The sequence below is a fragment of the Nonomuraea glycinis genome (assembly GCF_014646515.1).
Classification (GTDB): domain Bacteria; phylum Actinomycetota; class Actinomycetes; order Streptosporangiales; family Streptosporangiaceae; genus Nonomuraea; species Nonomuraea glycinis.
Genome location: NZ_BMNK01000002.1, coordinates 783,677 through 803,911, shown reverse-complemented (window position 1 = coordinate 803,911; position 20,235 = coordinate 783,677). Strand labels below are relative to the sequence as shown.

The following is a 20,235-nucleotide window of genomic DNA, read 5'->3' as shown; positions in this document are numbered from 1 at the left end:
ATTGGGAGGAAATTTAGCAGGTCTTTCAGTTCCGCGACTGCCTTTGTTCTGCAGTTCTTCCATGCGCCTATAAATAATGTCCGGTTTTATTATTATTTAAAGGCATATGCGCTGTACGAGGCCGCTGAGCTGGCCGCCGGGCCCGGCAGTGCCGGGCCCGGCGGTACGCGGATCAGTACTTCAGTTTGCGCAGATAGCGATATCCGACCCGCGAGGTCTGCTCCGGAGTGACATCGGGAGTGTCGTTCTCCACGATGTATTCCTGGACCTGGTGCTTGTCGAATATGCGGCGGAAATCGATGGTCCCGGTGCCGAGGTCGGCCATGTCGCCGTCCAGGTGCCGGTCCTTGACGTGGAACTGCAGGACGCGCTGCGGCGCCTTGCGGATGACGTCGAGCGCGAAGCGCACCGGGTCACGGGCGCCGCGCCCGACGCCGCCGGTGACCGCCCAGTAGAGGTCGATCTCCAGGTGGACCAGGCGCGGGTCGAGCTCGGCGGTGAGCACGTCCCACGGCGTCCTGCCGCCGCCGAGGTCGGTGGTGAACTCGTGGGCGTGGTTGTGGTAGCCGTACCGCAGCCCGGCCCGCCGGGCCGCCGCCGCCTCGACGTTCATCTGCTCGGCCCACGTCTTCCACTGGTCCAGGCTGTCGGAGGCGAGGTACGGCACCACCATGTAGCGCTGGCCCAGGGTCAGCGCGTTCTGGATCTTCGTGTCCAGGCCGGCGGCGTCGGGGCTGATGCCGTCATGGCTGGAGGTGGCCCGGATGCCCAGCCCGTCCAGGAACTCGCGGAGTTGCTGAGCCGTACGGCCGAAGTAGCCCAGCGCGACCTCGATCCTCGGATAGCCGATCTCGGCCAGGTACGCGAGGGTGGCGTCGTAGTTCTTGGACAGGTCGTCGCGCACCGTCCAGAGCTGCATGCTGATCTGGCTCGGAGGGATGTGGCGGCGCCCGCCGGGGCGGTGGGGGTGCGCCGCCGCCGCGGCGGGAGAGGCGGCGAGGGCGGCCGCCCCGAGTCCGAGGCCCGCGGCGAGCAGGGACCGCCTGCTGGGGCCGTAGCCATAGCACATGGGGATCTCCTCTTTCCTAAGGTGTGGGATCCAGGACGACCCTGGCGGTGCCGGTCAGCGGCGGCAGGTCACCTTCGCCGGAGTCGGTGTAGGTGGCGACGAAGACGCCGGTGAGGTCGTCGGTGCCCGGGTCGTGCCCGCTCGGCACGGTGGTCTGGATGGAGCCCGTGCAGCCGCGGGCGGTGGACTGGCCGTGGCCGTGCTCGTCATGGCCGAGGATGTAGTCCACGGTCACGCGGGCGCAGTCCACCGCCTGGTCGTCGGTGACCCGCACCTCGAACTCGACCACGTCCCCGAAGGCGAACGGGTCTCCCGTGGCGGGCCGGACCAGCTCCACGACCGGCGGGGCGTTGCCGATCACGATCCGCACCGAGGTGGCGGCGGACCTGCCGCGACTGTCGGTGACCTTGAGCGTGGCGTTGAAGAGGCCGTTCTCCTTGAAGGTGTAGGACGCCTCGGCCCTGCGCGAGTCGACCCTGCCGTCGGCGTTGAAGTCCCACGCGTACTGGAGCCGGTCGCCGTCCGGGTCGGTGGTGCCGTCGCTGGTGAACTGGACGGTGAGCGGCGCGAGTCCGGCGGTCACCGACGCGGCGGCGGCCGGGATGGGCGAGTGGTTGCCGTCGCGGCCGATGTAGTCGATGCGCGCCAGCTGGGCGTCCGGATTCTCCTGGAAGTAGCCGTCGCCGTACTCCAGCACGTAGAGAGCGCCGTCGGGGCCGAACTCCAGGTCCATCGGGTTGTCGAAGACGATGGACGGCAGCACGTCCTCGATCCGCCGCCCGTCCTGGTGGAACGCCTTGACGTAGTCGCGGGTCCACTCGTAGAACAGCGGGACGCCGTCGTAGTAGCGCGGCCAGGCCACACTCGCGCGGCCGTGCGCGGCACGCGGGTCGTAGTCGTACGCGGGCCCGGCCATCGGGCCGATACCGCCGGTGCCGAGCTTCGGGAACTCCTGCGACGCGCCGTAGGAGTACCACACGTTCGGCTGCGACACCGGTGGCAGCTCGCGCAGGCCGGTGTTGTGCGGTGAGTCGTTGACGGGCGCGGTGCAGCTGAACGCCGCGCCTGACGTTCCGGTCGCGAAGTCGTAGTCGCGGTAAGGGAGCTGCGCCGTCGCACAATACGGCCAGCCGTAATTGCCGGACTTGCGAATCGTCGTCCACTTGCCGTGCCCCGCCGGGCCGCGCTGCGGATTGGCGGCGTTCGCGTCGGGCGAGTAGTCGGCGACGTACAGCTCGCCGGTGGACCGGTTCAGCTCGATCCGGAAGGGATTGCGCAGGCCCATCGCGTAGATCTCCGGCCGGGTGGCCTTCGTGCCGGGCCGGAAGAGGTTGCCTCGGGGGATCGTGTAGGACCCGTTCGCGCCGACCTTGATGCGCAGGACCTTGCCGCGCAGGTCGTTGGTGTTGCCGGAGCTGCGCTGGGCGTCGAAGGCCGGGTTGCGGTCGGCCCGCTCGTCGATCGGGGTGTAGCCGTCGGAGGAGAACGGATTGGTGTCGTCGCCGGTCGACAGGTAGAGGTTGCCCTGGGCGTCGAAGACGATGTCCCCGCCGACGTGGCAGCAGATGCCCCGGTCCACCGGCACGTCCAGGACGCGCTGCTCGGTACGCAGGTCGAGGGTGGCGCCGGTGAGACGGAACCGGGACAGCCGGATCAGCCCCTTGAAGGGAGCGAAGTCCGCCGGCGTGCCGGTGAAGGGGGCGTCGCCCTCGTTGACGGTCGGCGTCGCCGGGTCGTCGATCGGGGTGTCGAGCGGTGGCGAGTAGTAGAGGTAGACCCAGTCGTCCTTCTTGGCGCCCGTGCCGAAGCCGGGGCTGAGGGCGATGCTCTGCAGGCCCTCCTCGTCGTGCTGGTAGACGTCGAGCTCGGCGGCCACCGTGTTGAGCCCGGTCTTGGGGTCGTGCAACCAGACGACGCCGGCGCGGGTGGTGTGCAGCACCCGCGAGTCGGGTAACACCGCCAGGTCGATGGGCTCGCCCGGATGGTCGTTGAGCGTCACCTTCTGGAACTGGTCGTCCGGCGGTGGGGCGGTGATGCCGGTGGCCTGGGCAGCGCCGACCGGCATGAGGATCACCGCAGCAGCCATCGCCGCTAACGCGGATCTCGCTCTCATACCTCTCCCTTCAGTCGATGTTGGGGGATAAGAGAGGCAAAGCACCGTGAATGTAACCCGAGTTATGCCGATTGAGGGGGACCTAATCACGCCAGAGCGATCAACTTCCGCGTCTGATCGGACAAAGCTAGGGGACCCGGAAGACGCGTAGCTGCAGCGCCAGGGTCGCGTAGTAGCCGACCAGCGTGCTCAGCTCGAACACCATCCGCTCCCCGCCGACGGACACCGCGTGGCCGTACGTTCCCTCGTCCGCGTCCCCGTCCAGCAGGGCCATGACCAGGCTCATCGCGGCCGCCTCGGCCGGGTCGGCGAGCACGGGCGCCGAGCCGCCGCGCAGCGCGGACAGCTCGTCCTCGGCCAGCCCGGCCGACCGGCCGACCGCCTCGTGCGCGCGGCGCTCGAACGCGCAGTCCCAGCGCGCGGCGACGGCCAGGATGGCCATCTCCCGGACGCGCGCGGAGAGCGAGGACCGGTAGCGGATCGCCACCCCCAGCGCCTGAAGCGCCTGCCCGACCTCCGGCGCGAGCAGCATCGCGTTGAACGGCCCGGCCAGCCGCCCGTCCTCGTCCATCAGGGCGAACAGGGACGGACCCGCCGCGCGGGGCCCGCCGGTAATGGTCTCGTACAGCTCGCGCCGGGCGGGGTCGAGCTCGTTCGGGGTGGGGCGGTGCAACCGGTTCGTCATGACCCCAGTGTCACCCACCGATCACCACGGAAAGCGACAAGCCGGATACCGAACGTAGCTCCGCTATATCCATATGTGCATACCTTGAGGAAGATACGGCGCGCGGTGCGTACCTCCTGATGGCAGATTCCGGTTTTCGGGAGGTAGTAATGCACCGCAGAGTCGCCCTGCTCTCCGCCGTCGCGCTCGCCGTGACAGGCGCCCTCATTCCTGTGAGCGCCGTCCAGGCCAGTGCCTCGACCGGCCTCGACCACAGGCCGGTCCGGTGGGCCGCCGCCGACTCCTGGCAAGAACGCAGAACCGTCTCGAACTACTGGACCTCGCAGCGCATGCTGGCGGCACAGCCGCTGGACGCCCTCACGCCGCGGCGAAGTCGGTCCGGCGGGCCGACCCAGGGCGACCCGTGGGCCACCCGCGGCGCCTTCCAGAGCTCCTCGGGGGCCACGTCGGCCATCACCACCTCGGCCGTCCCCACCCAGGGCAAGCCGTGGTCGGTCAAGGGCACCATGGCCACGGGGGCCGCCGCCGGTCAGCGGGCCCAGGTACCCAACAGTCCCGGCCTGCGCTGGACCGACGGCGGCGCCATCGTCCGCACCACCGGGCGGGTCTTCTTCACCACCGCCGACGGCGCGAACTCCTCCTGCTCGGGAACGGCCGTGACCAGCGCCAACGAGAGCGTGGTGATGACCGCCGGGCACTGCGTGAAGCTGAACGGCGCCGCGCACCGCAACTGGGTGTTCGTCCCCGCCTTCGAGAACGGCCGCCGCCCGTTCGGCACCTGGGTGGCCACCAGGATGCTGACCACCCAGCAGTGGAACGCCAACGAGGACATCAACTTCGACGTCGCCGCCACCGTGGTCGCGCCGCTGCAGGGGCGGACGCTGAGTGACGTGGTGGGCGGGCAGGGGGTGGCGTTCAACCAGCCCAGGCAGCGGCAGATGTTCTCCTTCGGCTACCCGGCCGCCGAGCCCTTCGACGGCTCCAGGCTGGTCTACTGCAGCGGGCGGTCGTTCAACGACACCGTCATGACGAGAGACCTGGGGCTGCGCTGCAACATGACCGGCGGGGCGAGCGGCGGCGGATGGTTCCAGGGATTCAACGAGTCCACCGGGCTCGGCTGGCTGAACTCCGTCAACAGCTTCAAGTACAACTTCGCGCCGAACTTCATGTTCGGTCCCTTCTTCGGGAACGAGGCGCAGGCGGTCTACCAGGCCGCCCAGCGCACCAACGCGCTCTGAGGCCGGCCGGACAGGGCCGATGGCCCATGTGCCCAGGACGGCGGGCGGGTGAAGCTTCGGGTGTTCGAAGAGCCGGGCCTCCGGCTCGAAGCCCAAGGAAGGAAAACCCTCATGAAGCGCATGCTCACCATCGCCAGCCTCCTGATCGCCGCGGTCGCCGTCCCGCACGCCGCGAGCGCCCAGGCGGCCGTGGACCTGCCCATTCACCGGGGCAAGTTCTGGTTCCACAGTGACTGCATCACCGCGGGCCAGCAGGGGATCGACCGCGGGCACTGGTCGCACTACCAGTGCGCCGAAGGCTGGATGTGGAACCTGTGGACCGACCGGTAGGCTGAGCGGCGCCCGGCTCGGGATGGCGTCCCTCCGGTCATCCCGAGCCCAGTCCCGCGCCCTTCCGGTCACCCGAGCCCAGTCCCGCGCCTCCGCTCATCCCGAGCCCAGCCCCGCGTCCCTGGCCCGGACGATCGCGGCCGCCCGGTCGTGCACCTGGAGCTTGGCGAAGATCGAGCCGACATGGTTGCGCACCGTCTTGTCGGTGACGAACAGCCGCTGCGCGATCTGCCGGTAGCCCAGCCCCTGGGCCAGCAGGTCCAGGATCTCGCGCTCCCTGGCGGTGAGGGTCGGGAAGGCCTGCTTGGCAGGGCCGCCGGAGAAGGCGGCGAACAGGCAGGCGAGGCGTTCGGCCATGCGCGGGCTGAACACCGCGCCACCCCGGCCCACCGTACGCAGGGCGAGCAGGATCTCCTCACGCACGGCCCCCTTGAGCAGGTAGCCAAGGGCGCCGGCCCGCATCGCCGCCAGCAGGTTGTCGTCGTCCTCCGACATCGTCATGACCAGCACCCGAAGGTCCGGATGGGCGCGCAGGAGACACCGGGTCGTCTCGATGCCCGACTGGCCGGGCAGCCCGAGATCCATGACGACCAGATCGGGGGCGGTGCGGGCGGCCTCGTCCAGGGCCTGCTCCCCGGTGGCCGCCTGCGCCACGACGGTGAACTCCTCGTCCAACTCCACCGCCGCCGCCAGCCCCTCCCTGAACAGCGGATGATCGTCGACCAGCAACACCCGCCAGACGCGCGACCCGATCTCATCCATGGGATACCTCCAAGGTGGTGGGAAGGGTGGCGGTCACGGTGGTGCCGTCAGGGGCGGTGCGGACGGTGGCGGCGCCGCCGATCTCCTCAGCGCGCTCGGCGACCGAGGCCAGGCCGGTGCCGGGGACGGCGTCCGCGGCGAAGCCCGAGCCGTCGTCGGTGACGGTGATCGTGAGCGCCGCCGGACCGGTGGTGAAGGCCACCTGTACGCGACGGGCGCCGGCATGGCGGACCGCGTTGGTCACGGCCTCGGCGGCGATGCGATAGGCGGCGGTCTCCACCGCGGGCGCCAGGGCGGGCAGCGGCGCGGGCGGGTCGAGCACGGTGACCGCCACGGCTTCCGTGGCGAGGCGATGCGCCAGGAGGCGGGTGGCGTCGAGCAGTCCGCGTTCGACCAGGGTGCTGGGGGTCAGCCCGGCCGTGATGCGGCGTACCTCGGTCAGTGCGTCGCCGAGCCCTTCCGCCGCCGTGAGCAGGTGCGGGTGGGCGGCGGAGGAGGCCGGGCTGAGCGCCTGCGCGATGCCGAGGCGGAGTTGCACGGCGGCGAGGTGCGGCCCGAGACCGTCGTGGATCTCCCGGCGCAGGCGGCGGCGCTCCTCCTCGCGGGCGAGCGCCAGCCGCTCGCGGGCGGCCTGCGCCTCCTCGCCCAGCCGCAGCGCGGCCAGCGCCGGACTGGCCTGGTCGGCCAGCAGCGACAGCAGTTCGCTGTCGCGTTCCGCGGGGGTGCTCGCGCCGTCGCGGGCCACCTCCAGCCGCCCCACCACCTGCCCGTGGTGGCGCAGCAGGAAGACCTGCCCGGGACCGCTCAGCGAGGCACCAGCGGCGGCCAGCACGCGGGTGCCCGAGCGGGTCTCGACCCCGATCCGCGCCCCGGACAGGCCCAGGTCCTCCACGACGCTGCGGCAGATCTGCTCGGGCACGTCACCGGGGTGGGGCGCCTGCTGCAGTCGTACGGCCAGCGCTCGTACGGCCTCGTGCGGGCGGGCGCGCGGCCCGTAGAAGGCCCGCTCGACCGCCAGGACGGCGTGCTGCACGACGGGCCTGGCCAGCCACCCGACCGCCAGCGCGCCGCCCGCCGCGATCCCGGTGGCCGCGCCGCCCCCGGCGGGGAACGCCGCCCACGCCGCCGTCGCGGCGCAGGTGGCGGCGATGACCAGCATGGCCAGAACGAACGCGCGGGCCATCCGATGGCTGGTGACCCGCTCCAGCCGCCAAATGCCGCCCCGGGAGGCCGCCAGGCAGATCATCGCTCCCCACAGCGTGACCCCGGCCGCCCGCGCCGCCACCGCCCAGCCCTCCTCCCACTGGTCCGACAGCAGCAGGCAGGCGTACACCGGGTAGGCGACCGCGATCAGCCCCAGCACCCGGCGGCCTTCACCGGCCGCCGCCCGTAGCGCCCCTCTGGCCAGGTCGGCCGTCACCGCCGCGGTCACCGCCAGCATCACCCAGTCCAGGATGTTGTGGCTGTCGTGCAGCAGGTCGGCGGCCCAGATCCCCGGCGCGCTCACCGACCACGGGCTGAGGAGACCCGGCAGGCCCGGCGTGCCCAGCCCCCAGATGGCGGCGTACTGGAGGCCGGCGGCGGTGGCCGTCACGATCACGCCCCGCCGCCATCGGCGCGAGGACGAGCCGGGCAGCAGGAACAGCGGGAGCAGGAGCACGGTCAGCGGCTGGCAGGCGGTCCCGATGACGCCCAGCAGGATCGTCGCCCCCGCGGCCGGCGCGCTGCGGGCGCTCAGGTCGGCCAGCAGGGCGGAGACCGTGGGCGGCGCGATCCACACCACCCCTGCCGCCAGGACCAGCGCGCCCCTGCGCGCGGCATAGCGGTCGGCCAGCAGCAGCAGCGCGACCACGCACACCGGCACCCCCACCACCAGCCGGGTCATCTCGGCGGTCAGCCGCACCGTGTCCCACCGCTCCCACGCCGGCGGACCCACCGCGAACCGGGCCACCAGGACGGCGAGCAGCAGCGCGGCGGCCATCCCGGCGAGGTGCGCGCCACGGGTGTACGCCCGCACGGCGGCGACCAGGTCCGGCGCCGTGCGCCCCGGAAGGCCCGTGCGCCGGGACACCGCTCCGCCCAGCCGGGACACTGCTCCGCCCAGAGGTCTCATCCGGCGGGGCGCTATTCCACCCAGAGGTCCCAGGTGCCGAGGTAGAAGATCGTCTTGACGCAGGTGTGCTTCGTCCAGCGTCCTTCGCTCCTGCCCTTGCGGGCGGCCTGCTGGCAGCCCGACTCCGTGTAGTAGGAGGCGATGTATCGCTTGGCGGCGTCCACGTCGGCGGCGGCCCCCGGGGGCGGCAGGACCACCACGACGCCGGAGACGGCCAGGCAGACGGCGAACGACCTGAGCGAGGTGCGCATGCTGGCTCCAGGAGAGGGAGAATTACTCCTAGTTACTTTTCAGTCGCTCATCGTAGCAGTGATCCTTCGCCGAACCGCGGTGTCAGAGGGCCGGCCTCATGGGTGGTCGGCTGGGGTCCGGCACCTCGAACCGGCCGCCGGCTGCGGGTACGGAGTCCGTACCGAGGAGGCCGGGTCAGCGCCGGGCGGGTATCACGGTGGACAGGCCGTCCAGCATCCGTTCGAGGCCGAAGGCGAACAGCGACTCCAGGTCGAGCTCCACACCGAGGTCCGTCACCTGGGCCGCCAGCCGCCCCTCGATCGGCAGGCGGGCGGCGACCCACTGCTTGCTGGTCATCCCGGTGTCCCGCTGGGCGGCGACCTCGCTCTCGATGTTCACCGCCGTGCCGCGCACGTAGTTGACCATCGTGCTGTAGATGTGCAGCCGGGTGCTCGGGTCGAGGGCGAGCCCGTCGAGCGCTCCGATGGACCAGCGGGCATATGCCATCATGCCGGGCAGCATGACGGGCCGGGTGAGCGAGACGACCCGCGCCAGCCATGGATGGCGGTGATAGGCCTCCCATTGCAGGCGGGCGGCGAGCCGGAGGTGGGACCGCCAGCCGGGGGGCGGCGTCGGCAGGTCGATCTCGGCGAAGGCGGCGTCGGCCATGTGCTGGGCGAGGTCGGCCTTGGTGTCGATGTGCCGGTAGAGGGTCATCGTCGCGACGCCGAGCCGGGAGGCGACCGTACGCATCGACAGCGAGGCCAGCCCGTCGACGTCCGCGATCTCCATGGCGACCCGCACGATGCGGTCGTGGTCCAGCCCGCCGGCGGGGCGGCCGGGCAGGGCCTGCCCGGCGACCACGGCGCCCACCCGAGGTGCGGACTCGATGGCACCCGCCTGCTTCAGCGTGGTCAGCGCCTTGGTCGCGGTCGCCATGGCGACCCCCCACTCCGCGACGATCGCCCTGGTGGTGGGCACGGGATCGCCCGGCCTCAGCTCCCCTTCGGCGATGCGCCGCTGGATGTCGGCGACGATCCGGAGGTACGGGGGGCGCGGGTCGGTCACGACGTTCACTCTGTCATGCACGGGTCAGAGGTCCGGCAGCCAGTTTCCGTGCAGTCCGAGCGGCACCCGGACCGGAAGGTGAACCCGCGCGACCGGCTCGCCGGTGAAGTCCTGCGCGGAGAGGATGACCAGGTCGCTGGCGCCCCTGGCGGGATTGTGCGCATAGGTGAGGAGGTAGCCGTCGTCCTCGCCTGCCCCCGTGGCGGCGAACACGGCCTCACCGACGGCCTCGTCGCGACCGAACCCGTGCACCTCGGCCGTACCGCGTTGCAGGTCGTGCTTGACCAGCGCGTTGGTGAAGGCCTCGTCGCCGGGCATGCCCTCCGGGGCGAACGGTATGCCGTACAGGGCCGTGGCGGCCGAGTAGCCGAACCGGTGCGGGCGGGTGGTCCGGTCCTGGTTGACGCGCGGGAAGTCCTGGGGCCGGTCGTCGATCCGCCGCTGGTGGACCTTGTCCGCCTCGATCGTCCAACGGTCCAGGACGGGACGGATCGCGCCGGGGTCGGCGGGGTCGAACGGTCCTTCCGCCGTGATCAGGTCGACCACGATCGAGTCGCCGTCGTCGTAGGCGTTGAGCGTGTGGCTGACATGGACGGGGTCGATCTCCAGCCAGCGCACGTCGCCGCCGGTGCGCGGCATGACGCCCACGCGGGTGGGGTGCTCGGGCAGCCAGCGGCACTCGAACCCGTCGAAGCCCAGCGGTGTGTCCCAGATCACCACGTTCTTCGCGGTGAGCGCGAAGTCGTGCATGAACGGCGTCCGTGCCACGGGGATGCCCGTGGCCTGCACGACCGCGCCCTCGGGGTCGATCACGATGTACTGCACGAAGTCGCGCCCCACCATGTAGGACAGCGAGTGCAGCGTGCCGGTGAGCGGGTCGTGCTTGGCGTGCGCCCCGGCCGTGAAGCCCTCGGCCGTGCCGCCGAGCGCGCAGACGCCCACGGTGTTCAGCTCGCCGTCCAGCTCGGCGGGCGGCGCACCCCCTTCGATCAGCGCGAAGGTACGGCGAGCATGCTCGATCACGTGCACCATCGGCCCGAAGTCCGTCCGGACCCAGCGGTTGCGGTACCACTCGGCCCGGCCGTCGCGCAGCCGCACGCCGTGCACCATTCCCTGACCCATCCCCCAGGTGTGCACGACGGGATCTTCGACGTTCAGCGGGTTCGGGCCGTTGCGCAGGTAGCGCCCGTTCAGCTCGGCCGGGACGCGCCCGGTGACCGGCAGATCGTAGACGGTGACTTCCTCGGTGACGGGCTCGAACGGCCCTTCCAGGTACTTCATGGTGACACCGTACGAAGATCCGAACGTTCTCCCTTGCCCAGCGGCTGAAAAAAGTCCTTGTGCACTAGTGCAGAGACAGGCCGGGTGTGGGCATCTGCTGGAGCTTGGGCTCGTCGTGGCCAACGGCTTGCCCGGGTCTGGGTAGGGACGCGCTGTGAAGTCCGAGCGCAAGGGGTTGATGACCATGGCCGCTGATCAGCGTCGCACCACGTGGGCCGATCTCGTGGTCATCCAGGAGGGGCCGTCCCGGTTCCGGATCGCGGGTCTGATGGTGGCCGGCGGGTGCGCGGGGGCGGCTGTCGCGTACCTGCTCGATCCGCAGCGCGGGCACACCCGCCGGGCGCACCTGCGCGACCAGGCCTCGCACGCCACCCACGAGCTGCAGGACGGGCTCGGCGTGCTGGCGCGGGACGCCGGCAACCGCGGCCGCGGGGTGGTGGCCGGCGTGCGCTACCGGATCAGGGGCGGCTCCGCCGACGACCGCGTCCTGCACGAGCGGGTACGCGCGGAGCTGGGCCGGCACGTCACGCATGCGCATGCCGTGGAGATCTCGGTGGCCGACGGCGTGGTGACTCTGGCCGGCGAGGTGCTCGCACGGGAGGCCGAGCACGCGCAACGGGGGATCCGCCACATCCCGGGCGTCCGGCGGGTGGAGCCGTCCTGGAGCGTGCACCGTGACGCGGCCGACGTGCCGCGGCTGCAGGGCGGCCGGCCGCGTCGACCCACCCCCGAGCTGCTGCAGGAGCGTTGGGCGCCGACCACCCGGCTGCTGGCGGGAGCCGGCGCAGTGACGATCTTGAGCATGGCCAGGCGGCTGCCGGGGCCGATCCGCTGGATGGCGCGCTGCGCGGGCGGCGCGCTAGCCGTGCGGGCCGCGACGAACCTGCCGATGAAGCGAATCACCGGGATCACCGCCGGCCGGCGGGCCGTGGACCTCGACGATGCCATCTCCATCGGGGCGCCGATCGAGCAGATCTGGCCGCTGGTGAGCGACTACACCGTCTTCGCCAAGCTCATGCCCGACGTCCGCGAGATCCGCCGCAGCGCGGACGGCCGCCTGTCGCACTGGACGATCGCGGGACCGGCGGGGGTGCCGGTCCGCTTCGACGCCGTGGAGACCAAGCGCCAGGAGAGCCGGGAGATCGCCTGGAAGACCACCGAGGGCCAGCTCGTCGCGCACACCGGCGCGATCCGCCTGATGCCCGAGCCCGGTGGCCGCACCCGGGTCCAGGTGCGGTTGACGTACAACCCGGTGGCGGGCGCGGTCGGTCATGCCATCGCGGCGATGCTCGGCGCGAACCCGGCGCACCGGATGAAGCAGGACCTGATGCGGCTGAAGTCGTACGCCGAGGCCCGCGCCACCCAGCCCGTCCGGACCTGAGGCTCGTCAGGTCACCGAGACGGCTGCCGCGCGCATGGTGTCGAAGTTGGCCACGTACTGCCGGTAGACGGTCTTGTTGTTGAGTCGCAGAAGGGCCTCGTCGTTGCGGCGCAGAGAGGTCAGGTTGTAGTTGTGGCTGCCCGTGAAGACCCAGTGGGCGTCACGCTCACCGTCGTAGGAGCCCTCGATGAGGAGATACTTCGAGTGGACGCGGCCGGGCAGCGCACCACCGGTGCCGAGGGTGCGCAGCTCGACGCGCGGCTCGCTCAGCAGGACCTGCTTGACCTCGTCGTCCATGATGCCGTAGACGACCTTGACCGTGCAGCCCTGGGCGGCCAGGTCGCGCAGCTTCTCAGGGATCGCGATGCGGTAGGTGTCCCACTCCGACATTCCGACCCGGACGGTCGTGCGACCGCCCTTGCAGGAGACCTTGTCGAGGTATTCGACGATGGGGTCGGCGGTGCCGGCCTTGGGGAAGAAGTGCGCGCGTACGGACCCGCCCTTGGAACCGGTGTTGACCACGCGGTAGTAGTCGAGGTTCTTCCGCTCGGCCGCCAGGTCCTCGAAGTAGCCGTCGTAGGCCTGGTAGAGGCGCTTGTTGCCGGGCAGGACGACCGCGTTGTTCCAGTACGTCGAGGAGTTCAGGTCGGTGAGGTTGGCCGACGACTGCACCACCACGTTCGAGGCGTCGCCGGTCTTCGAGAACAGGTAGAACTTGTTGTGCTGCCCCTTGTCGCCGATGCAGGCGGCCGTGCCGCCCGACATCGGGCCGGTGCAGACGTGCAGCCATGAGGCGGCCGACCGGTCCGTGCCCAGCCCGCTCGCCAACTGCGCCGCCACCGCGCCGCCACGGGTGTCACCGTCCAGGATGACCTGCACCTTGACGCCGCGCTGGTGCGCCTTGATGAGCTCGTCGGCGAACTCGGTGCCCGCGGTGCCGGACATGACGAAGTGGGCGACCTGGATGCGCGCGCCGGCGGGGGTCTGCTTGACCAGGGCGCAGATCTTCCGGACGATCGCGACCGGGTCACCGCCGACCGGCTCGCTGAAGACCGCGCCGGCCGACACCGGCGCCTCGGGCGCGTCGGCACAGGCGCCGGCGCTCGCCGTGGCGGAGCCGCTCAGTCCGAGCACCGGCATGGCCACAGCGGTGGCCGCCAACACGGTCAGTAATCTGCGGGGCATGGTGACTCCTTATGAAGGGGCGGGGAAATGGCAGGCGACCGGGTGATCCGTGTCGCGCTCGATCAGCGCCGGTTCCTCCTCCCGGCAGCGATCCTGGGCCTGCCAGCAGCGAGTTCGGAAACGACAGCCCGAAGGCGGGGACAACGGGGAGGGAACATCTCCCCCGAGGACGATCTCCCTCCGCTCGTCGTCCCTCCAGTCGTCGAGGCTCGGCGCCGCGGACAGCAGAGCCTGCGTGTACGGGTGCGAGGGGTGCCGGTAGACGCTGTCCTTCGAGCCGACCTCGACGATCTTGCCGAGATACATCACGGCGACCCGGTCGCAGATGTGGCGGACCACTCCGAGGTCATGGGAGATGAACAGGTAGGCGACGCCGAGATCGCGTTGCAGGTCCTTGAGCAGGTTGAGGATCTGCGCCCGGACGGAGACGTCGAGGGCGGACACCGACTCGTCGCAGACGATCAGCCGGGGTCGCACGGCCAGGGCGCGGGCGATGGCGATGCGCTGCCGCTGGCCGCCGGAGAACTGGTGCGGGTAGCGGTCGGCGTGCTCGGCGCGCAGGCCGACGCGGTCCAGCAGGCTCCGCACCTCCTCGTCCCACCGCTCACGTGGCACCAGCCCGCGATGGATCCGCCAGGGCTCCTTGAGCAGCGCCGCCACGGTCATCCGCGGGTTGAGCGAGGCGTACGGGTCCTGGAAGATCAGCTGGATGTCCTGCCTGAGCAGGCGCATCTCCTGGGCCGGTAGCGTCGACAGGTCGCGGCCCTCGAACAGCACCCGGCCGCTCGACGGGCGCACCAGGCCGACGATGGTTCGCGCGACCGTGGACTTGCCGCAGCCGGACTCACCGACCAGGCCCACGGTCTCGCCCGCCCGCACGGTGAGGCTCACCCCGGCGACGGCCCGGACCTCGCCGCCTGAGCGGCCGATCCCGCGCGTGAGCCGGTAGCTGGTGACCAGGTCGTCCAGCTCCAGGATCGGCTCATCCATGACCGGTGTGGACACCCGTCATCACCTCCTCGGCGAAGTGGCAGGCGCTGGCCCGGCGCGGCCCCAGCTCGTGCTGCTCGGGGTCCACCTCCCGGCACTTGTCCCGGGCGAAGGGGCAGCGCGGATGGAAGGCGCAGCCGTCCGGCGGCGCCAGGAGGTCGGGGGGCTGGCCGTCGATCGCCTCCAGCGGAGCTCCGCCGTCGCGCGGCGTGGGCACCGCCCGCATCAGGCCCAGGGTGTAGGGGTGGGCGGGACGCTCGTACACCTCGGCCACGGTGCCCGTCTCGACGATGCGGCCCGCGTACATGACCGCCACCCGGTCGGCCGCTCGGGCGACCACCCCCAGGTCGTGACTGATGATGATCATGCCGAGCCGGTCGGCGCGCTGCCGCTGCCGCAGCAGCCTGAGGATCTGCGCCTGCACGGTGACGTCCAGCGCGGTGGTCGGCTCGTCGGCGATGAGCAGCCGGGGGTCGAGGGCGAGCGCTATCGCGATCATCACGCGCTGGCGCATCCCGCCGGAGAAGCGGTGCGGGTGATCGTCCAGGCGCCGCTCGGCGTCCGGGATGCCCACCTGCTCCATGAGGCCCACGGCCAGGCGCCGGGACTCCTTGCGGCCGAGACGGCGGTGCCTGCGGAACATCTCGGCGATCTGGTATCCCACGGTCAGCGACGGGTTCAGCGCGCTCAGCGGGTCCTGGAAGATCATCGCGATCCGCTCGCCGCGGAGTTCGCGCCACTCCTTGTCCGAGAGCCCGGTGACGTCGCGGCCCTCGATCGTGACACGTCCCGAGACGATGCGCGCCCGCAGCGGCACCAGGCCCATCAGCGTGTGCGCGGTCACGCTCTTGCCGCTGCCTGACTCGCCCACGATCGCCAGCGTCTCGCCCTCGCCGACCTGGAAGGAGACGCCCCGCACCGCACGCAGCGGGCCTTTCGGCGTGTCGAACTCCACGGCCAGGTCGTCGACCTGCAGCAGTACTCCGGTCATCGTCAGAGCTCCGTCATCGGATCGGAAGTGTCGCGAAGCAGGTCACCGAGGATCCCGATGCTCACGACCACCAGGGCCAGGGCCGCGCCGGGCACCGCGGCGATCCACCAGGCGGAGGCCAGGTAGTCGCGGCCCTCGGCGATCGTCGATCCCCAGGACGCCTGGGACGACGGCACCCCGAGACCGAGAAAGCTCAGCGACGCCTCGGCCACCATGGTCAGTCCCACCTGTACGGTCGCCGCCACGAGCAGCGGCGGCAGGCACGAGGGCAGGATGTAGTGCAGCAGGATCCGCCCGTGCGAGGCGCCCATCACCCGCGCCGAATCCACGAACTCCCGGTCGCGCACGGCGATCGCGGACCCTCGCACCACCCGGGCGAAGATCACCCAACGGGTCACCGCCAGGGCGATGATCACGTTCACCATGCTCGGGCCGAGCACTCCGGCCAGGAGGATGGCGAGCAGCAGGCTGGGGAAGGCGAGCTGGATGTCGCCGACCCGGGAGATGATGCCGTCCGCCCAGCCGCCGAAGTAGCCCGCGACCAGGCCGAGGAACAGGCCGACCGAGCCGCCCACGAGCACGGTGACCAGGGCCACGGTCAACGAGGTCCGCATGCCCGCCAGCACCTCGGCCAGGATGTCCTGCCCCACCTGGTCGGTGCCGAGCCAGGCGACCGCGCCGTCGGACAGCCGGGCCCCCGGGGGCAGCAGCCGGTCCGGCGGGCTGGTGCGCGCGGAGTCGTACGGCTTGATCAGTGGTCCGAGCAGCCCCGCGACCGCGAACACCAGCACCGTCCCGATGGCGAGGTGCGCGCGCAGTGGCAGAGCGGCCAGTCGTCGCAGCACCGGTGCCGGCCCACCGCTCCGGCCGGGCGTGGTTCGCACCGCCGTCATGCGTTCTCCAGCTGGATCCGGGGATCGAGGTACGCGTAGAGCACGTCCACGATCAGATTGAGCACGATGTAGCAGAGGGTGATCACTGTCAGGATGGCCTCGACCACGGCGTAGTCGCGGAAGGTGATGGAGTCCACCAGCAGCGAGCCGATCCCGGGCCAGGCGAAGATCACCTCGACGATGACGCCGTTGGCGATGAAGTAACCCATCAGCAGCCCGAGCATCGTCACGATGGGGACCAGGGTGTTGCGCAGCACGTGGATGTAGAAGACCACCCGGTGGCTCAGGCCCTTGGCGTGCGCCGTGCGGACGTAGTCCTGGTTCATCTCCTCCAGGATCCCGGTGCGCACGAGGCGGCCCAGCCAGCCGACGAACGGTAGGGCGAGGGTGAGGGCCGGCAGCAGAAGGCTCGCCATCGACCCGTCCGCCGTGCTGGGCAGGATCTGCAGCATGCGCGCGAAGATCAGCGACAGCATGATGCCGATCCAGAAGGGCGGCAGCGCCTGGCCGACCAGTGAGGTCACCGAGATCAGATGGTCGATGGCGGTGTTGGCGTGGCGGGCCGCGTAGGAGCCGGCGACGAAGCCGAGCACCACCGTGATGATCATGGCCCAGGCCGACAGCACCAGCGTGGGCCCGAGCCGTTCCAGGCAGGCGTCGAGCGCGGCCACGCCCTGCCGCCACGAGTCGCCGAAGTCGAGCCGCACGACATCCTGAAGGTGGCTGATGTACTGCGCCGGCAGCGGATCGTCGAGACCGAGCTCGGCGCGCAGCTCGGCGAGCTGCTCGGGCGTGGCCTGGCTGCCCAGGATCAGCTCGGCCGGATCCCCGGGGAGCACGCGCAGCGCGATGAAGACGATGGTGATGGCGCCCCAGATCTGCAGCAGGGCCTGGGCCAGCCGGCGTCCGACGAACGCGGTCATGCGCCGCCTCCGCTCGATGCCCGGGCGACCAGCCGGGGCGGGAAGAGGATCTTCTCCGGCGCGCCGTCCGCCGGGCGCCGCTTGAGCCGCCGGAGCATGTGCTCGACCGCGGACAGGCCGATCTCGGCCGCGGGCAGCTCCACCGTGGTCAGCGACGGTATGACGTACGGCGCGAACGGGTCGCCGCCGTAGCCGATCACGAGCACGTCGTCCGGAATGCGGAGACCCTCCTCGTTGGCCACCCGGTACACGCCGAGCGCGAAGTAGTCGTTGCCCGCCACGAAGGCCGTCGGCCGCCGCCGCTCGCTCAGCAGCACCTCCCGCGCCAGCCGATAGGCCTCGCGCGGGTCCCAGGGCATGGCGCTCTGCTCCAGCCGCCGGGTCGGCACCTTCATCATGCTGTCCGGCTCGATGCGCAAGCCGCTGTCCGCCATGGCCCGGCGGTAGCCCTCGACCCGGTCGGTGACCGACGAGACGCCCAGGTCCTCCTCCAGGAAGTAGATCTTGCGGGCTCCCTGGGCGATGGCGTGCCGGGCGGCCTCGTAGCCGCCCTGGACGTGGTCAACGCCCACCAGATCGGTGTTCAGCTCCGGCAGGTCACGGTTGATCAGGACGACGGGCACTCCCGCCGAGCGAAAGCGCCGCCAGTGGTCCGCGCCCTCCTGCACCGCCACCACGAGCACTCCGTCCACGCCACGGCGCAGCAGCTCCTCGGCCGCGCGCCGCTCGTTGGCCAGGCTCTCCTCCGTCGCCATGAGCAGCAACGAGTAACCGTGCTTGCGGCAGTGCTGCTCCATGCCGCTGATGAGCTGCGCGTAGAACGGGTTGGACGGGTTGGTCATGACCATCCCGAGCGTCGTCGCCGAACCCAGCACCAGGGACCGCGCCGTGGAGTTCGGCACGTAGCCGAGCCGCTCGGCCTCGGCCTTGACGCGGTCCCTGGTCTCCACGCCGACGCTGTCCTTGTCGGCCAGCGCACGCGAGACGGTGTTGACCGACACGCCCAGGCTCTCGGCGATGTCCCTCAAGGTCGTACGGCGCATGGTGTCCCCAAGCTGGTCGGGTCGTGCGGGCCCATCAGGACGTGGTCACCGCGCGGAACTCCGGCTGGCTGTTCGCCACCGGGACGAACTGCTGGACCGTCGAGCGCAGACCGTACGTGGCCGCCAGGGCCGCCGGGAAGACGCCGACCGCGTCCCGCCAGATGATCTCGCATGCCCGCCCGTAGAGCGACTTGCGCCGCTCCTGGTCGGAGGTCGTGCGGGCCTCGGTCAGGATGCCGTCGAGCTCCTTGTTCTTGTAGCCCATCCGGTTGGCCTCGCTGGTGTAGAGCCTGCCCAGGGTGTAGTCGGCGTCTCCGGTGGTCACCGTGTTCACCTGCAGCTCGATGTCCCAGTCGAGGGCGGTCAGCCGTTTGATCCAGGCGGCCTTCTCAATCTGCTGCGGCTCCACGATGACGCCCACCTTCGCCCAGGCCGAGATGATCGACTGCGCCAGCTCGGTCGCGAGGGGCCCGGTGTCCTTGAACCACATCAGCGAGGTCTTGATGCCGTCGGCGTGCCCGGCCTCGGCCAGCTCCTTCTTGGCCAGGTCGGGGTCATATGCGTAGGGCTGCTGGGGGGCGTGGCCGAAGACCGCGGGCGGGATCGGGGCGTCCATGACGGTCGCGGCGTCGCCGTACAGGTTGGAGACGATGCTCTTCAGGTCCAGCGCGTGGTGCAGCGCGCGCCTGACGCGGGGGTCGGAGAAGGGCTCGCGTCCGCAGTTGAACCAGGTGAGGAAGTAGTTGAGGCCCGGCTCGCTCTCGATCCGCAGGCCGTCCACGCCCTGCAGCCGCTTCAGCTCGTCCGGCGGGATGATCCACGTGACGTCCACCTCGCCGTTCTGCAGCGAGGTCATCCGGGTCGACGCCTCGGGGATGTACGGCAGGCGCAGGCCGGGGAGCTTGGACGCGCCGGCCCAGTGGCTCTTGGCGGGCTCCAGCAGGAGCTGGGCGGACGGGGTGAACGACTTGACGGCGAACGGGCCGCTGCCGATGGGCTTGCGGAAGAAGCCGGCCTCGCCCATGCGGGCGGCGGGGAGGATGAAGGCGAGGGTCAGATTGGCCAGCAGGGTGCCGAGGGGGGCGGTGGTGGTGATCCGGACGGTGAGCGGATCGGGGGCCTCGATCGTGTCGATCATGGACCACAGCGGCTTCTGCGGGCCGTCCGACTTGGCCAGCCGGTCCAGCGACGCCTTCACATCGGCCGAGGTCAGCTTCGTGCCGTCGTGGAAGGTGACGCCGTCGCGCAGCGTGAACTCCCATGTCTTGTCGTCGGGCTGCTGCCAGGACGTGGCCAGACGGGGGGCCGGCTTGTCGCCGTCCCGGCCGACCAGCGTGTCGTAGATCTGCCGGTTGGCCAGCAGCGACGCCTCGTCGACCGCGCTCGCGCCGTGCGGATCGAGGTCGTTGATCGCCTGGTAGAAAGCCGCGCTGAGCGGCCGGCTGCCGCCCGCCGCCGGGCCGGTTCCGGAGCCGCCGGGCGCGCAACCCGCGACCAGCGTGGGAAGCGAGACGCCCGCGGCTCCGGCCCCGAGAATGGTCAGGAAGCGCCGCCTGCCCAACCCCTCCATCGGTCCCATGTCCGGTCTCCTTCCGTCAGCTCTTGAGAGCCAGATAGATCAGGACCTTCGCCTTGGGGTCGCCCCCGCGCAGCGTGGCCCGCAGTCGCAGCCAGTGGCCGAACTCCTGGACCCGCCAGGTCACCAGGCCCGGCTCGGTCGTCACCTGCACGGGGGTCTCGTCGTCGCACCAGTGCAGCCCGTCCGGGGAGACCTGGGTGGCCAGGTGCAGGTGGGGCTCCTCGCCCTCCAGCGCCAGGGTCCGCACGAACCAGCGGGCCTCCCTCGCCCACCCGGCCTCGTACGGCTCGGTGGCGAAATCAGCGGTGAAAGTGGTGTTGCGCTCCAGAACAGCGGTGAGAGCATGCTTCATTTCCGGTG

The 20,235-nt window shown here is 71.0% G+C and carries 19 protein-coding genes; 3 read left to right on the top strand and 16 right to left on the bottom strand.

Annotated elements, in window-relative coordinates; genetic code table 11:
* Window positions 1-172: 172 nt before the first annotated feature.
* The 3 genes from IEY87_RS09020 to IEY87_RS09010 form a co-directional block, all read right to left on the bottom strand.
* Window positions 173-1,069 (bottom strand): sugar phosphate isomerase/epimerase family protein, encoded by an 897-nt coding sequence (locus IEY87_RS09020; protein ID WP_189138013.1) that lies wholly within the window; start codon window positions 1,067-1,069, stop codon window positions 173-175.
* Between the two features lie 16 nt (window positions 1,070-1,085).
* Window positions 1,086-3,182, bottom strand: coding sequence for a PQQ-dependent sugar dehydrogenase (locus IEY87_RS09015; protein ID WP_189138012.1), 2,097 nt, complete (start codon window positions 3,180-3,182; stop codon window positions 1,086-1,088).
* 127 nt (window positions 3,183-3,309) lie between these two features.
* Window positions 3,310-3,867 carry a carboxymuconolactone decarboxylase family protein gene (locus IEY87_RS09010; RefSeq protein WP_189138011.1) on the bottom strand — a complete coding sequence of 186 codons (558 nt, stop codon included), beginning with the start codon at window positions 3,865-3,867 and terminating at the stop codon, window positions 3,310-3,312.
* Between the two features lie 149 nt (window positions 3,868-4,016).
* On the opposite strand from IEY87_RS09010, the gene IEY87_RS09005 reads away from it, so the two are divergent.
* Together IEY87_RS09005 and IEY87_RS09000 are read left to right on the top strand one after the other, a co-directional pair.
* The gene (locus IEY87_RS09005; RefSeq protein WP_189138010.1) at window positions 4,017-5,105 is read left to right on the top strand and encodes a trypsin-like serine peptidase; all 1,089 of its coding nucleotides are present in this window, start codon (window positions 4,017-4,019) and stop codon (window positions 5,103-5,105) included.
* A 111-nt stretch (window positions 5,106-5,216) separates the two neighbouring features.
* A complete protein-coding gene (locus IEY87_RS09000) occupies window positions 5,217-5,435 on the top strand; it encodes a hypothetical protein (RefSeq protein ID WP_189138009.1) in 219 nt (72 codons plus the stop codon).
* Window positions 5,436-5,531: 96 nt separating this feature from the next.
* On the opposite strand, the gene IEY87_RS08995 is transcribed toward IEY87_RS09000, so the two are convergent.
* From IEY87_RS08995 to IEY87_RS08975, 5 genes are all read right to left on the bottom strand, one after another.
* The gene (locus tag IEY87_RS08995; protein WP_189138008.1) at window positions 5,532-6,197 is read right to left on the bottom strand and encodes a response regulator; all 666 of its coding nucleotides are present in this window, start codon (window positions 6,195-6,197) and stop codon (window positions 5,532-5,534) included.
* Complete coding sequence (locus IEY87_RS08990) at window positions 6,190-8,310, bottom strand: sensor histidine kinase (protein WP_189138007.1); 2,121 nt, start codon at window positions 8,308-8,310, stop codon at window positions 6,190-6,192. The genes IEY87_RS08995 and IEY87_RS08990 overlap by 8 nt, the downstream gene beginning before the upstream one ends.
* 11 nt (window positions 8,311-8,321) lie before the next feature.
* On the bottom strand, window positions 8,322-8,561 hold the full coding sequence (locus tag IEY87_RS08985; RefSeq protein WP_189138006.1) for a hypothetical protein: 240 nt from the start codon (window positions 8,559-8,561) through the stop codon (window positions 8,322-8,324).
* A 175-nt stretch (window positions 8,562-8,736) separates the two neighbouring features.
* A complete protein-coding gene (locus IEY87_RS08980) occupies window positions 8,737-9,609 on the bottom strand; it encodes a GntR family transcriptional regulator (protein ID WP_189138005.1) in 873 nt (290 codons plus the stop codon).
* A gap of 24 nt (window positions 9,610-9,633) precedes the next feature.
* Window positions 9,634-10,890, bottom strand: a complete 1,257-nt coding sequence (locus IEY87_RS08975; RefSeq protein WP_189138004.1) for a carotenoid oxygenase family protein — start codon at window positions 10,888-10,890, stop codon at window positions 9,634-9,636.
* A 154-nt stretch (window positions 10,891-11,044) separates the two neighbouring features.
* On the opposite strand from IEY87_RS08975, the gene IEY87_RS08970 reads away from it, so the two are divergent.
* A complete protein-coding gene (locus IEY87_RS08970; protein WP_189138003.1) occupies window positions 11,045-12,271 on the top strand; it encodes an SRPBCC family protein in 1,227 nt (408 codons plus the stop codon).
* A 6-nt stretch (window positions 12,272-12,277) separates the two neighbouring features.
* On the opposite strand, the gene IEY87_RS08965 is transcribed toward IEY87_RS08970, so the two are convergent.
* The 8 genes from IEY87_RS08965 to IEY87_RS08930 are packed head-to-tail and all read right to left on the bottom strand — an operon-like array spanning window position 12,278 to window position 20,227.
* The gene (locus IEY87_RS08965) at window positions 12,278-13,456 is read right to left on the bottom strand and encodes a phospholipase D-like domain-containing protein (protein WP_189138002.1); all 1,179 of its coding nucleotides are present in this window, start codon (window positions 13,454-13,456) and stop codon (window positions 12,278-12,280) included.
* A 9-nt stretch (window positions 13,457-13,465) separates the two neighbouring features.
* On the bottom strand, window positions 13,466-14,446 hold the full coding sequence (locus IEY87_RS08960) for an ABC transporter ATP-binding protein (RefSeq protein ID WP_189138001.1): 981 nt from the start codon (window positions 14,444-14,446) through the stop codon (window positions 13,466-13,468).
* Window positions 14,439-15,437, bottom strand: coding sequence for an ABC transporter ATP-binding protein (locus IEY87_RS08955; RefSeq protein WP_189138000.1), 999 nt, complete (start codon window positions 15,435-15,437; stop codon window positions 14,439-14,441). The genes IEY87_RS08960 and IEY87_RS08955 overlap by 8 nt, the downstream gene beginning before the upstream one ends.
* Window positions 15,438-15,439: 2 nt before the next feature.
* Complete coding sequence (locus IEY87_RS08950) at window positions 15,440-16,330, bottom strand: ABC transporter permease (RefSeq protein ID WP_189137999.1); 891 nt, start codon at window positions 16,328-16,330, stop codon at window positions 15,440-15,442.
* Window positions 16,327-17,253: an ABC transporter permease gene (locus IEY87_RS08945; RefSeq protein ID WP_189137998.1), complete on the bottom strand. Its 927-nt coding sequence runs from the start codon at window positions 17,251-17,253 to the stop codon at window positions 16,327-16,329. The genes IEY87_RS08950 and IEY87_RS08945 overlap by 4 nt, the downstream gene beginning before the upstream one ends.
* Window positions 17,250-18,296, bottom strand: a complete 1,047-nt coding sequence (locus tag IEY87_RS08940; protein ID WP_189137997.1) for a LacI family DNA-binding transcriptional regulator — start codon at window positions 18,294-18,296, stop codon at window positions 17,250-17,252. The genes IEY87_RS08945 and IEY87_RS08940 overlap by 4 nt, the downstream gene beginning before the upstream one ends.
* A 34-nt stretch (window positions 18,297-18,330) precedes the next feature.
* Window positions 18,331-19,875, bottom strand: coding sequence for an ABC transporter substrate-binding protein (locus IEY87_RS08935; protein WP_189137996.1), 1,545 nt, complete (start codon window positions 19,873-19,875; stop codon window positions 18,331-18,333).
* A gap of 16 nt (window positions 19,876-19,891) precedes the next feature.
* Entirely contained in the window at window positions 19,892-20,227 is a 336-nt protein-coding gene (locus IEY87_RS08930) for a hypothetical protein (protein WP_189137995.1), read from the bottom strand.
* Window positions 20,228-20,235 lie beyond the last annotated feature (8 nt).

Bases quoted from the DNA above. Each gene is read 5' to 3' on its own strand.
- IEY87_RS08960 (WP_189138001.1), bottom strand. From the start codon at position 14,446: ATGGATGAGCCGATCCTGGAGCTGGACGACCTGGTCACCAGCTACCGG.
- IEY87_RS08965 (WP_189138002.1), bottom strand. From the start codon at position 13,456: ATGCCCCGCAGATTACTGACCGTGTTGGCGGCCACCGCTGTGGCCATG.
- IEY87_RS08930 (WP_189137995.1), bottom strand. From the start codon at position 20,227: ATGAAGCATGCTCTCACCGCTGTTCTGGAGCGCAACACCACTTTCACC.
- IEY87_RS09010 (WP_189138011.1), bottom strand. From the start codon at position 3,867: ATGACGAACCGGTTGCACCGCCCCACCCCGAACGAGCTCGACCCCGCC.
- IEY87_RS09020 (WP_189138013.1), bottom strand. From the start codon at position 1,069: ATGTGCTATGGCTACGGCCCCAGCAGGCGGTCCCTGCTCGCCGCGGGC.
- IEY87_RS08985 (WP_189138006.1), bottom strand. From the start codon at position 8,561: ATGCGCACCTCGCTCAGGTCGTTCGCCGTCTGCCTGGCCGTCTCCGGC.
- IEY87_RS08945 (WP_189137998.1), bottom strand. From the start codon at position 17,253: ATGACCGCGTTCGTCGGACGCCGGCTGGCCCAGGCCCTGCTGCAGATC.
- IEY87_RS09015 (WP_189138012.1), bottom strand. From the start codon at position 3,182: ATGAGAGCGAGATCCGCGTTAGCGGCGATGGCTGCTGCGGTGATCCTC.
- IEY87_RS09000 (WP_189138009.1), top strand. From the start codon at position 5,217: ATGAAGCGCATGCTCACCATCGCCAGCCTCCTGATCGCCGCGGTCGCC.
- IEY87_RS08955 (WP_189138000.1), bottom strand. From the start codon at position 15,437: ATGACCGGAGTACTGCTGCAGGTCGACGACCTGGCCGTGGAGTTCGAC.
- IEY87_RS08990 (WP_189138007.1), bottom strand. From the start codon at position 8,310: ATGAGACCTCTGGGCGGAGCAGTGTCCCGGCTGGGCGGAGCGGTGTCC.
- IEY87_RS08935 (WP_189137996.1), bottom strand. From the start codon at position 19,875: ATGGGACCGATGGAGGGGTTGGGCAGGCGGCGCTTCCTGACCATTCTC.
- IEY87_RS09005 (WP_189138010.1), top strand. From the start codon at position 4,017: ATGCACCGCAGAGTCGCCCTGCTCTCCGCCGTCGCGCTCGCCGTGACA.
- IEY87_RS08975 (WP_189138004.1), bottom strand. From the start codon at position 10,890: ATGAAGTACCTGGAAGGGCCGTTCGAGCCCGTCACCGAGGAAGTCACC.
- IEY87_RS08950 (WP_189137999.1), bottom strand. From the start codon at position 16,330: ATGACGGCGGTGCGAACCACGCCCGGCCGGAGCGGTGGGCCGGCACCG.
- IEY87_RS08940 (WP_189137997.1), bottom strand. From the start codon at position 18,296: ATGCGCCGTACGACCTTGAGGGACATCGCCGAGAGCCTGGGCGTGTCG.
- IEY87_RS08995 (WP_189138008.1), bottom strand. From the start codon at position 6,197: ATGGATGAGATCGGGTCGCGCGTCTGGCGGGTGTTGCTGGTCGACGAT.